The organism is Oscillatoria nigro-viridis PCC 7112, from assembly GCF_000317475.1.
GTDB classification, from domain to species: Bacteria; Cyanobacteriota; Cyanobacteriia; order Cyanobacteriales; family Microcoleaceae; genus Microcoleus; species Microcoleus nigroviridis.
The window spans coordinates 4,464,468-4,477,287 of record NC_019729.1; the positions used below are offsets into that span (position 1 = coordinate 4,464,468).

Consider the following 12,820-nt stretch of genomic DNA (forward strand, 5'->3'; position numbering starts at 1 on the left):
ATGCGCTTGGTGCATACCCCACATTGACTCGTGGCATTTTGCAAAAAGTAAATGTATCCCTGACTACTATCTTTTTATGTCATAAATTTGCTATGAATAGCAAAACTGAACACTAGCGGGGCAAAACCTGTGGCAAAGTTTGATAAAATATTCAATTCAGAAGACCAATCCGAAGCAAGCTTGACTTTAGAAGAATCCGTAGCAGCGGTAGCCTTTGTCGCAGCAGAGGCAAATTCCCCTGATACGGATGCTGATATCTTAGAAAGCATACTTTGGGAATCAGAAATATTTGCTGAATACTCGGAAGATGATATGTCAGCAATGTTTCAAAAATTCGACGGTATTGTCGGCAAAGACGGTTTAGGAGCATTATTTAATACTGCTTGGGAATCTATGCCAGATGAGTTAGTGTTGGATACTTTTGCAATAACTGCAGCAATGTTTGTCGCAGATGGCGAAATAGCTCAGAAGCACCAGGCTTTTCTCCAGGAATTCCAGCAAGCATTAGGTGTGGAAGACGAGGAAGCAGCAGAAATTCTTGAGGATGTAACTGCTGCTTACTCGGAAGTAGAGGGCGAAGATTCTGATTTTGATGGAGCATGGTACGTATCTCCTGAAGGCAATTTTAGCGTCCCCATTCCAGTTGACGAGCAACGAGGCGGTAAAATTGATGAGCAAGAAAGCTGTGTCGCATTTTCTGACGACTTTGGCGTTTTGCTGAAAATTGATTATTTCCCTGTTGCTGGTGAAGTGGAAGAAACAATCGAGTCGGTTGGCGAGGAAGCTTATCTCAAGTCTTTTCTCGACAATTTTGTTTCTCAGGCAATTCTTGCTAATGTTGCCAATTCTAAGTTACTTCACGCGGAATATTTAGAAGATGAAGAAGCTTATTTCGTGGTTTTAGATTTGCCTGGGGGTGCAACTATCAGCGTGCAAGAAAACGATCGCCCTCTGACTCGGTTGGATGCTTACCGGGGACTTATGGCTTTTATTGCTGACGATTTTTGCTACACCGTAAGCTGTCAGCGAATTTATCACGAGGGGGATGAATTGGGTTCCTTGGAGTCTGAAGTTGAGGGAATTATGAACAAGATTTTTGAGTTTATTGAGACAATTGAATTCGGGCCGATCGAATAAACAAGACTTATTTAGGGGGTTGAAAACCCGGTTTCTTTCTAGATGTCTCGCTGCTTAACCCTGTATTTTTAGAGAAACCGGGTTTTTTTGCCAAAAATTCTCAGGATACTATCTCGTTTCCGGTCGATCGACCAAAATCCACCTGGTTGGTAGTCAGGACTTGAGTTTTCATTACTTGCCCGATCGCGGTTATTGTACCGCACTGCTAGATCTTAGAGGTTTTTTACGATAAAAGAGTGCGATCGAGAACAGGGTTTTTTGACCCGTGATCGATCGCACTTCCAGATACATTCAGTCAACCGCAGCCGAGAGACAGCAGCAATTAGCCGCCATTTTCGACTAATTAGTAGTCTGAGCTTCCACCAATCTTTGCTTGAGTTCTTCCAGAGCACTCGCCCAGCGCGGATCTGGCTGCACCGAGCCGGAATCAGCGCTCGACACCGTTGCTGCTGACTGATTGCGGCGAGACTTGTTGCTGTCACCCCGACGGCGATTGCTTTTGCTGGAGGCGCCACCACCTTGGGTAGGGGGAGCCGAGCGCTGCTGTTGCTGCGGCACAGGTGCTGGCACTGACGACGCGGAAACCAACTGCGGTGACTGCGGCGACGACTGCTGCTGATCGTCTTCGCCCTTCTCAGATTTACCCTTAGAGCGGGGCAGTGCCTTCTCTATTTTCAGCGGGTTTTCTTTGAACATCAAGCCGTTGTATTTCTCAATAACTTGGTCGGCTTGTTCGTCGGTTAGCACCGTCACAAAACCGAATCCTCTGCATTTTCCAGTTTTGCGGTCTGTAATTACCTTTGTGGTAACAGATTCGCCCTCCGGCGCAAAAACTTCTTGCAATTCTTGGCGATCGAGTTCCTTCGGTAGATTGCCAACATAAAGACGAATAGACATGAAAAATTCCTCCCGACTTGGATTTTAATTAATTTGCTCGAACAGAATTACCTGAAGTCAACTGAATATTGACTTCAGGCAAACACCACATAACCCGAGAATTGGCGCATTCCTCCCACCAACCTTGACAGCTCCCCCCACCTTTTAGAACAAAAAGATGATTTACTCTGATAAGGCCGGAACTTAACCGCCGATGCAGAGAGCTTTTAAATCTCAGGTTGTTGTGTAAACTTTTAGTCATCACTCAAATGTTTAGGCTATTGGCTATTCTGTATTACTTGCTTCCGGTTTTGATTCAGAATGTTTATAGCCAGCGCCGTCTAGAAATTTATGTCCAAGGATGTCAATTGCAAGCGATCGGAATGCCAGTATTCAGTTTAATACAGTGATGGATAAAATGGCTAACATTTTTTCAGCCAGTAATCTTACCTCGATCCTAATCTCGCTCCTAATGCTGAGAACTACTCACTTACCCGGTATCCCTTAAATTGGGCCCGGCAGAGTCCGAGCATTCTTTAAAGGTATCACAGCCTTGGTAACAGAGCTAGTTATTTAGGAAGATTTCAGTCTGAATTTAACGGAAACCACATCTGAATCACTTTTGAGAATTCATCCCGCACAGCAAAAATAGCGCTCGAAAAAAAACAGCCGACAAGCGGCTGGCTGTACTTGCTGTGTTGGGAGGTTGACAATTTTTACGCAATGCCTTAAGGGATTTTAGCCAACTGAAGTTATCGCGCTGTTTGGTTCAATCCAATTCCTGTAAACTAATGTAACAGAGTGCTAGCAAAAAAGCAACTTTTCTTTACAAATGAACGAGGAAGTTCGGCAACGAGCAATGTACGGGATGTAACGGATGTAACTGATGTAACCGATAGACTCTTCGGGTGTGCCACAAGCACCGAGAACATCGGGTAGGGTGTACGCGGCGCACCGAGAAGATCGATCGCCCATCCCCCGTTGAACTCAAAACTCATCTGGGGCTGCGCGTTGTGCGCGATCGAGTGCGGCAATCTGATAACTATTCCTCATACCTGTAAAAAATGCAATTGCAGGCAACCTCGAAACCCTTATGCAGTAAGTCATTTCCCATTCTTCAATCTAAAATCCCCAATCTAAAATCCAAAATAGTCTCACCTTGGGCCCTGGATAATAATGTATGCGCCCCAAAAAGCAGCAGCAAAAGCCAAAATCGCAGACCAAATCGGATGTCCGCTGTCACTAACCCTCCCTCCTTGACTGCGGAGACTTTCAAGGTCGATCGCCACAGTAGCACCCCGGCGCAGCCAACCAGTGGCCACAACAGATTTTCCGATCAAATCGCTGGGGCGAGTCGTCTCTTTGAACAAAAATGGCCATAAAGAGCCAATGTAGCCAAACCTCGAAACATAATGCAACCTCACCAAACCCGTCGCCGTTTGCAAAATCAAATCTTGTCCCAGCCAATTACCCATACCCGATCGACCCAAAAGTTGCCCTTCCAGCCGCACCGGTTCAGCATCCAGCGGCAAACTCTCGGGATTTGACAAAATTTCCGGCAAACTCGGCGAAGCGGTTTCTTGCGGTGTAATGTCCGGGAAAAAATAATTGATCCGCATCAAAGTACCGATGCTAAATCCGATCGGCAAACAGCCCCAAATAATCGATCGATCGCCCCAAAGCCAATCCAACTGCCAGATACTCGTCCTCGAAAAAATCCCCCCAATCAGCCAAAGCACCCCGACTATCGCCAAACTCATCGGAATCCCAAAAAACGGCGCACCCTGTAAAAATAGTTTTGAGTCTTTAAATTCGATTATTGACTTAAACAGAGACAATTTTCCTTTCTTGGGTTGTTCTGGCACTCCCGCGTTTGCCAAATCTAACTCTGTCTCCAGTTGCCAGAATTGAGCGTAAAGGGCCAACAGCTTCAAACGCTCTCCCAGCAAAGGATGCGCGCGGTTAACCGTCAACCAGTTGCGCTCGCGATTGCTGACATCCCACAGCAAAATCTGTTCCAGCGGCGCGTGTAATGCAGCAGAACCAAGGCTTACAGCTTGTCCGACGCCTACGGGTAACAATAGATCGAAACTTTCGAGGAAAAAGCTAGTTTGTTTTTGCTGTTCGATATTACCAGCAATGCCGATCGCAATTTTAGCCAGTGCCCGCGTCAAACCGTTAGGATTGCCCGTAATTTCCGCAGCAGTCCGATCGCTAAAATACACTCTGCGGCGCGACAGCCACAACATCGGCCAGCGCAACAACTTATAAATCCCGTAACTGGTAGCAGAAATAGCAGCGGCCACAAATTTGACAGCAGAACGCAAAAACTCGATCGTCATTAAATCACACAACCGCTCTTGCCAGTGCGCCACCTGCCAATAAATCAAGTAAGGAATTTGAATCACCAGCAGCGCCAGGGACATCGGCGCAAAATCCCAGTGAGAAATATGGCCCAACTCCCGCGCGAAAATAGCAGCAATTTCATCATCCGTCAACTGTTCCAACAGCCCGCGACTCACAGCAATCCGAGCAAAACGGGGCAAACAGCCGTAACTGAAAGCTACAGGAACATTCAGCGGCAATAGTTTCAGCACCGGCACCGGCATATTTTGCTTGGTACAAAAACTTCGCAGTACCCGGCTAGCTTCCTTGCTGTGCTTGGATAAAACCGACCCGCGCAGGGTTTCGATGCCGCAAAACAGTTTCAGCAGCGCGTCTATCAGCCAGGGAGACGAGGCCAAAAGCAATCCAAAAACCATCTGAACAAACGGAGTGGGATCGCGGTAAAAAAGCTGAATCGGCGCGAAAATAGGCAGTCTAGTGAATATGTAAAGCTGAACCAACAGAGAATTAGTGTTTGTCAGCAGGAATTGCAGGACAAACCGGGCTAGGAAAAATAGGGCGATCGCACTTGCAACGGCTTCCACCCGAAACTCCAGCAACTTCAGCGGTTTGAGGGGGCGCGGGCTTTTCGCGCGCCCTGCTTGGCGCCAAGTGAGTTGGTAAGTATCTGGGCTGGCGACTGCGGGGATATCTGTTGGGGAACCGGAACTATTTTCGCCGCTAATTTCTGTATCGGGTGCGGTTTCTGTAGGGGCGGTGCCCCCGTGCCCGCCCTCTGATGTCGCGCGAATCGGCGGTGTGGGGGGTGGAGGTGGCGGGGAAATATGTTGCGATTTGGCGTTTCCCGGCGCGGCAGTCGGCTCTAAAGGCAAAAATCCTGTTTTTTGGTCTGAGGTCGGTCGTAGCGAAGCGGGGCGTAAGCCATCGCCCCCAATCGATTTTTTCGGCGATTTTGTTCCGGCATCAAAGGCGACAAAGCCTGTTTCGGGGGGAGTTTCTGCGGATTTTGGTTTATTTGCCGGTGGTTTTGGGGGGGGAGGGGGGGTTAATTCTGTTAAAGCGCGATCGGCCCAAGTTTTGACTTGAGAGTTGGGACTTTTGGCGAGGGAAGAGCACAGGGCGATCGCCTTTTTCAGATTGCCGGTTGCTTTGTACGCAGCCACCAACCCCATTTGTGCGCGGATTCCCGACGGCCCATTAGCTGCGGTTTGGGTAACGGATTCTAAAAGGGCGATCGCACTTTTGTAATCTTTTTGTTTCAAAGCGGCTAACCCAGCCTCCAGAGACTCTTTCACAGATGAATCCGCCGAATTTTGATTGTGTGGAGATGCCATAACTGTGCTTGCGATCGCGTCCTTTCTAAGATAGCTTGGCTGGTCGATCGATAGCTGTTTTAACACACCTCTATTTTTCTGTCACCATTTGTTGCAACCTTTGCCGCAAGGTACTCAAATAATTTCACTAAAATTATTTGTTTCTGAGATATTGCACGATCGCCACGATCCGACAGGGGTTTAAACCCCTGCCTCAAAGCTAAAGTCCTCGCTCAAGAGGACTGAAGAATTATGTCAATTTATGGTTAAATACTTCCTTGCTCTTTTAGTCTCGCGTTGCGCGGACTTTGTTTGACAAGAAGCGATTTCACTCACCGAACCCATCTAATTTTTGCTTATAATTAAATTAACACCTCACCTGCACATTTATGCCAATTGACGACGAAGATTTTGAAAGCGAATCTATTAGCAGCGATCGCAAACTGCAACTTTTCACCGACAGACACGAATTTACCCGCAGATTTGCCTTTTATTTAAACGACGACCCGCCTCCGGAACAAATTTTGTATTTTTTCGGAGATGGAGGTAACGGCAAGTCTTTGCTGCTAAAACACTTGGAGTTTCACTGCTGCAAAAGATTTGCCCCGGATGTCTGGCAACAATGGCGCGAACTCCCTGAATCGCAAGCCGCCGAAGTTGCTAATTTCGTCCGCTACGCAGCAGCTAAAACCTACACTCCCATCCCCGCAGTCAGACACGATTTCGGATTGATACCGATTAAAGAAGATAAACCTCAAGATAGATTTTACGGCTTGCTGATGCTGCGGCGCAATATTGCAGCAGCCACCAAGAAATATAAATTTAAATTTCCCAATTATGACTTTGCTTGCTTTTGGTATTTGCTGAACAAAGGCGAATCAGAAGCAACTCTCAACCAACTTTTCCCCGATGATGTGGCGGAATTGGTGGCATCTGTAGTTGAAACTTTTGCAGATGTTCCGGTGGTGGCGCAAGCTGTAGCGGTGCTCAAAGGGATAGATAAATTGGGCGGGATTAAGCGGGCGATGAAATTAGTTCAAAATCGCCTCGGTGTCAGCGATGAAAAGGCGGAGGAAATTCGCCGTCTAGACATTGATACTGAGTTAACCGACTATTTGCCGAAATTATTTGCCGGGGATTTAAATGCGGCAATGGCTGGCAAAAATAAACCCGATCGCCTCGTGATGCTGTTCGATACTCACGAGAAAATGTGGGATGAAAAACGCAATTCTCAAGGCGCAACTTTTTGGTATCAAGATGAGTGGTTTCGGCGGTTGCTTAGGGCGCTAGATTACAAATTGGGGATTGTAGTTGTTGTGGCGGGGCGAGAGTGTCCGGTGACGCAATTGCGGTGGCCGAATGCGTCGAGGTTTCCGATTCCTGAAGATTATATAGATGCACAATTAGTGTGGCATTTGTCCCCCGCCGATGCTAGAGATTACTTGCACAAGGTGGAGATTGACAAGGCAGATTTGGCAGATGCTGTGATTAAATATGCCAGCCTCAATCCCAACGATCCTTGGGATAATTTGCAGGTACATCCGTTTTATTTGGGTTTGTGCGCGGATGCGGTGCTGGCAGAAAGAAGGCGTGGAATTGAGTTGATGTCGTCGGATTTTGCGCGGATTCCGAAGTTGGAAAACAAGACTGCGGAATTAACAGATCGGTTGCTGAGTTATGTCGATCGCGAAGTGCGATCTGCCGTGCATTCGCTGAGTGCTTGCCGCGCTTTTGATGAAGATTTGTACGTGAAATTGGGAGTGGGTTGTCACTTCCAAGCAAGCAGTGCAAATTTTGAGATGTTGACGGGTTTTTCCTTTGTGTGGAAATCGCAGAAGCGGGGGGATAACTGGTATCGGATTCACGATTTATTGCGGCGTTTGGATGCCGATCGGGATAATCCGAAAACTCGCAAAGCTCATGAAGTTTTAGAGGCGCATTATCGGGAAGTGGGGGATGCGGCGGAGGCAATTTTTCATGCTAATCGCTTGGATTGGAAGCGGGGTGTGAAGGAATGGGAAGAGGTGTTTAATAAAGCTTTGAAAAAGAGTCGCTATAAGGAATGCGAGGCGCTGCTGGGAGTTAGAGATGAGTTGTGGATTAAAAGTGATTATTGGCTTGGTAGAGTTTCGCGATCGGAGGGACATTACTATGCTCAGTTTGCTCGATACGTAGAGGCAAAACAAGAATATTTAGAGACAGTTGCAGCTTACGATCGCCAACTCATTCTCACTCCCGATGATGACGCTACGCTCAACAGCAAAGGGAATGCGCTGCACAGACTGGGTGAATTACAAGCAAGGCTAAGTGAATTTGAGGCTGCAAAACTTTCTTACTGTGATGCGATCGCAGCCTTGAATTCTGCTTTACTTATTGTACCAGATGATATCGACGTTCTCAGGAACAAAGGGATTGCGCTGAAATGTCTGGGTAATTTACAGGCACAGCTAAGTGAATTTAAGGCTGCAAAACTTTCTTACTGTGATGCGATCGCAGCCTATAATTCTGCTTTACTTATTGCACCGGATTATATCGACGTTCTCAGGAACAAAGGGAATGCGCTGCGAAGTCTGGGTGATTTGCTTGCAAAGCAAAGTGAATTTGAGGCGGCAAAACAGTCTTACTTTGAGGCGATCGCAGCCTATAATTCTGCTTTACTTATTGCACCGGATGATAATTATGTTCTCACCAACAAAGGGATTGCGCTGCAAAGTCTGGGTGAATTACAAGCAAAGCAAAGTGAATTTGAGGCGGCAAAACAGTCTTACTTTGAGGCGATCGCAGCCTTTAATTCTGCTTTACTTATTGCACCGGATGATATCTATGCTCTCAACAACAAAGGGAATGCGCTGCGAAGTCTGGGTGAATTGCAAGCACAGCTAAGTGAATTTGAGGCGGCAAAACAGTCTTACTTTGAGGCGATCGCTGCCTGTAATTCTGTTTTACTTATTGCGCCGGATGATATCGGTGTTCTCAACAACAAAGGGAGGGCGCTAAAAATACTGGGTGATTTGCAAGCAAAATTCTCTGACCAACAGGAAGCACTCAAAAATTGGCAAGAGGCACTGAAAATGTTCGATCGCTCTTTAGCCATTGCTCCTAATCGCGATTGGGTTCGCAATTGGCGCGATTCGCTGCAAGAATTTATCGATAATTTGGGTGAGGATACTGTCAGCAGTTAGCTCGATCGCAAGGAGTAAAGGCGCGACATTCATTCCCTGCCTTAAACCTAAAGCCCGCCAGGGAATGAATTCCCTGGCTAATAGCAAAAGTCCTCTAAAGAGGACTAATGAATTCTTCAGTCCTCATAGCGAGGACTTTAGCTTTGAGGCAGGGGTTTCAACCCCTGCCGGACTGCCGGACTCAGGGACATAGCCTTAAAAGCCCGCCCTCGAATTTAGCTATTTAACCTTGCAGCTTACCGCCCAGATTGTTTCGGCGGTGTACCCTCACCCCGCTTCCGACGGATCAGCACGCTCATCACCTGCTTCGGATTAGCCGCACGCTGTGGGGGACTCCAATCGCCCACTTCTGCAAATCCCAGCCGGTACAAAGTGAGTATGGTTTCCCGGACACCTTTGGGCGAACCGACAACCGTTAACAGCACCACTTCCTGTTCGCATACTGCTGCTGAGTCGTCATTTGGGCGCTCGAATTTGTTGTCGTCAGGCACGAATTCCTGTGACATAATATGTTCTCCTGGTTTTGGGTTTTCTAGAAAAACCCAAAAACCCAGCCGCCCCGCATTTCAAGACATAGCAGGGCGGCTACAGAGGATGTTAAAATGCTCCGTTAGCCTCCAGACTGCTGATTCCAGTTTGGCGGTTATGCTGTCCATTGCTGTTAGCGCAGCTTTGGGCAGTGCAACTAGATTTTTGGGCGACGCGGGCTGCCTCCTCTACAAGCAAGCAACCTCTCACTTCAAAGCGTAGCCGCAGAGGGGGGCCGCCGTCAACCGATTTTAGATTTTAGATTTTGGATCTTAGATTTTGGATTTACTCGTTACCAGCGTCAGTGGCTCGAAACCAGTTAGTTGGGCCGAAATGCTAAATTAAAAGTAATGTTGCTTTAGTACAACCATGTCCAAACGACTCACCATTGCCCAAGCACAGCAGCAGCTTCCCAACCTACCCCAAGAACTTATCAATGAGCCGATCATCATCACTCAAGATGGCGTTCCCGTTATGGCTGCAATGAGCTACACGCATTTGACTGAACTGTTAGAAACCTTAGATATTCTCACCGATACAGAATTCGTTGCCAAATTGCGCCAAAGCATCACCCAAGCACGCCAAGGGGAAACTATTTCCTGGGAAAATGCCAAAGCAAAATTGGGACTATGAATCACGAAGAAAATGCGATCGAATATGACATCCAGCTTACGCCACTGGCACTGGAAATGTTGGAGGCAGTCAATCGATTTTAGATTTTAGATTTTAGATTTTAGATTTTAGATTTTAGAATTGAAGCATTGACTTGCGCGAGATAAATACGTTCGGCTCTTTATCGGATACAGGTTTTTTATTTCTGGACGGATGAATCCGGGGGCTTGTATCCTGGATGCTTTCGGTTAAAGATCGACGAGAACAGGAAAAATTGCGCGATCGCATCGATCGACTAAAAGTTGAACCACAAAAGCAAGGCAAAGCCCTTGTAGATAACCTATCAGGATTTCGCAGCATCCGAGCTGTTGGACAGCGCTATCGTATAGTTTATCAAGTCGAACAAGAGCGAGTTCTAGTTGTTGTCGTGGGACTAGGGAGACGTAAAGATGGTGACAAAAAAGACATTTACACCATCTTAGAAAAACTGTTAGAGCCGTGATTGTAACTTCTTATATCCGGCGTATTTAAGCCGAATAAATATCATTTCTATGGACACAACAGAGTTGTGTCCTTTGCCTGCGGTAATCTCACTCCTCGCTAACAGCCAAACCCGAAACCACAGGGGCGATCGCATTTAACTTCAAAACAGGGTGTTCTCCTTCCACCTGTCGGCAATTCCACTCATTTCTAAACAGCAAAACAGGCCTTCCCCAAATATCTTTCACCGTCACCGTATTAAACAGCCGCCCAACTTTTTCCAGCGCTTCCCAACCGCCGTCAACCCAACGAGCTACACTGTAAGGCAACATATCGATCGTCGTTTCGACATTATATTCCGACTGCATTCTGAACTGCACCACCTCAAATTGCAACTGTCCGACAGCCGCCAAAATTGGCTCGCGTTTCGCCTCGTCAACCGAGTACATAATTTGCACTGCGCCTTCTTCCTGCAACTCCGAAACGCCTTTGCGGAACTGCTTAAACTTAGAAGGATTGGGATTTCTCAAAAACGCAAAAAGTTCGGGAGAAAAACAGGGAATGCCTTCATATTCCAGTTTTTGCCCGGTGTAAATAGTATCGCCGATCGCAAATACTCCCGGATTGTTCAAACCGATCACGTCGCCCGGATACGCAACATCGATCGACTCCCGATCCTGAGCAAATAACTTTTGAGGTCTTGACAAGCGCACCGTTTTACCAGTGCGAGCGTGAGTCACGTTCATGTCCTTTTCAAACTTGCCCGTACAAACCCGAATAAACGCCACCCGATCGCGGTGTCTCGGGTCCATATTCGCTTGCAATTTAAACACAAACCCGCTAAAATCTTCATAAGTTGGCGGCAACTCTCCGGCGCTGCTCTTGCGGGCGATCGGCTTCATAGCGTAATCTAAAAACGCATCTAAAAACAGTTCGACCCCAAAATTGCTCATCGCGCTGCCAAAGAAAACAGGCGTCATTTTTCCAGCCCGAACTAAATCTAAATCGAGTTCAGTTCCCAACTCATCCAGCAGTTCTAACTCTTCTTTGAGCTGATAGTAAAGGTCTTGTTCCAACAAATCTTCAATGCGCGGATCGCCCAATTCGATGACGGTATCAACAGCAGCGCGAGAACCGTGTTTAGTCCGCTCAAATAAGTGAATCTTCTGCCCTCTGCGATCGAAAACACCTTTAAAGCGATCGCCCGTACCTATCGGCCAATTTACCGGATAAGTCTGCAACCCCAATTCCTTCTCAATTTCGTCCAACAAATCCAAAGGATCTCTGCTAGGGCGATCGAGCTTATTAAAGAAAGTAAAAATAGGCAAACTTCGCAGCTTGCAAACTTCAAATAACTTCCGAGTTTGCGGTTCCAAACCCTTAGCAGCATCCTCAAGCATTACTGCATTGTCAGCCGCCGCCAGAGTGCGATAAGTATCTTCGCTAAAATCTTGGTGTCCCGGAGTATCGAGCAGATTAATGTGATATTTTTTATACTCAAACTGCAAAACAGTAGAAGTAATAGAAATTCCCCGCTGCTGTTCCATCGCCATCCAGTCAGAGGTAGCGTGTCGCTGGGCCCGCCGCGCTTTCACAGAACCTGCTTCGTGAATTGCACCTCCGTACAGCAGCAGCTTTTCTGTCAAAGTAGTTTTTCCCGCGTCGGGGTGCGAGATAATAGCAAAGTTGCGCCGGCGCCGGGCAGCAGTTAGCAGTTCAGTTTCGAGTTCTGTTGTCATCACAAATTAGGTAGGGGAATCATCACCCGATCGCCATTATAGCCTGTGCTACAGTTGCTTTTAAAGGTAAAATTATCACTACAGTCAAGGAACAAAAGTAATATGTACGACTCGGACAAGCGGAAGCTGCTATCACTGGTGTGCCACGGGGCGATTTTTTTTAGTACGTTACTGTTCTCGATCGGAGCGCCGATCGCTGTATTGTTAGTATCAGATGACCCCGTTGTCAAAGAAAACGCCACAGAAGCCATCAATTTTCACCTTAATGTATGGCTGTACAGCGCCGTAATTGTGGCGTTAACTGTCGTCACTTTCGGTCTTGCTGGCTTTATCCTAGTGCCCCTAGGTTATTTGCTGCACTGGGGACTGACAATAATGGCTATCCTCCACGTTTTGCAAACACCCAACCAACCTTACCGCTACCCTTTGATTTTCCGAATAGTTTAGACAGAAAATCGCGCTTCACCATCGATTTCAACAACCCGATTTCTTCAATAAGAAACCGGGTTTTTAATTGTTTTTTAACTCACATTCGTTACCTCCAACTGACCAATACACTGCTTAAGTGACAAGGAGGGTTGATTGTCGGAGACAAGATTCAGTAAAA

General features: G+C 47.0%; 9 protein-coding genes. 5 read left to right on the forward strand and 4 right to left on the reverse strand.

Translation table 11 applies throughout. The annotated features are described in order from the left end of the window. The first annotated feature begins 129 nt into the window (after positions 1-129). Positions 130-1,137: a tellurite resistance TerB family protein gene (locus OSC7112_RS18705; protein ID WP_015177366.1), complete on the forward strand. Its 1,008-nt coding sequence runs from the start codon at positions 130-132 to the stop codon at positions 1,135-1,137. Positions 1,138-1,476: 339 nt separating this feature from the next. Here OSC7112_RS18705 and OSC7112_RS18710 read toward each other — a convergent pair whose 3' ends face one another. Together OSC7112_RS18710 and OSC7112_RS18715 are read right to left on the reverse strand one after the other, a co-directional pair. After that, positions 1,477-2,034 (reverse strand): RNA recognition motif domain-containing protein, encoded by a 558-nt coding sequence (locus OSC7112_RS18710; protein ID WP_015177367.1) that lies wholly within the window; start codon positions 2,032-2,034, stop codon positions 1,477-1,479. 1,133 nt (positions 2,035-3,167) lie between these two features. After that, positions 3,168-5,759 carry a zinc metalloprotease HtpX gene (locus tag OSC7112_RS18715; RefSeq protein ID WP_150111560.1) on the reverse strand — a complete coding sequence of 864 codons (2,592 nt, stop codon included), beginning with the start codon at positions 5,757-5,759 and terminating at the stop codon, positions 3,168-3,170. Between the two features lie 302 nt (positions 5,760-6,061). On the opposite strand from OSC7112_RS18715, the gene OSC7112_RS18720 reads away from it, so the two are divergent. Next, on the forward strand, positions 6,062-8,854 hold the full coding sequence (locus OSC7112_RS18720; protein ID WP_015177369.1) for a tetratricopeptide repeat protein: 2,793 nt from the start codon (positions 6,062-6,064) through the stop codon (positions 8,852-8,854). A 236-nt stretch (positions 8,855-9,090) separates the two neighbouring features. Here the strand turns inward: OSC7112_RS18720 and OSC7112_RS18725 are convergent, their stop codons facing one another. Continuing rightward, positions 9,091-9,360, reverse strand: coding sequence for a hypothetical protein (locus OSC7112_RS18725; protein WP_015177370.1), 270 nt, complete (start codon positions 9,358-9,360; stop codon positions 9,091-9,093). 391 nt (positions 9,361-9,751) lie between these two features. On the opposite strand from OSC7112_RS18725, the gene OSC7112_RS18730 reads away from it, so the two are divergent. Both OSC7112_RS18730 and OSC7112_RS18735 read left to right on the forward strand, forming a co-directional pair. Continuing rightward, positions 9,752-10,015, forward strand: a complete 264-nt coding sequence (locus tag OSC7112_RS18730; RefSeq protein ID WP_015177371.1) for a type II toxin-antitoxin system Phd/YefM family antitoxin — start codon at positions 9,752-9,754, stop codon at positions 10,013-10,015. Positions 10,016-10,232: 217 nt separating this feature from the next. Further along, the gene (locus OSC7112_RS18735; protein ID WP_015177372.1) at positions 10,233-10,496 is read left to right on the forward strand and encodes a type II toxin-antitoxin system RelE family toxin; all 264 of its coding nucleotides are present in this window, start codon (positions 10,233-10,235) and stop codon (positions 10,494-10,496) included. An 88-nt stretch (positions 10,497-10,584) separates the two neighbouring features. Here OSC7112_RS18735 and prfC read toward each other — a convergent pair whose 3' ends face one another. Further along, positions 10,585-12,213 carry a peptide chain release factor 3 gene (prfC, locus tag OSC7112_RS18740; RefSeq protein ID WP_015177373.1) on the reverse strand — a complete coding sequence of 543 codons (1,629 nt, stop codon included), beginning with the start codon at positions 12,211-12,213 and terminating at the stop codon, positions 10,585-10,587. Positions 12,214-12,315: 102 nt separating this feature from the next. Here prfC and OSC7112_RS18745 point away from each other — a divergent pair, with 102 nt between their 5' ends. Continuing rightward, positions 12,316-12,660, forward strand: a complete 345-nt coding sequence (locus tag OSC7112_RS18745) for a DUF4870 domain-containing protein (RefSeq protein WP_015177374.1) — start codon at positions 12,316-12,318, stop codon at positions 12,658-12,660. Positions 12,661-12,820: the final 160 nt, after the last annotated feature.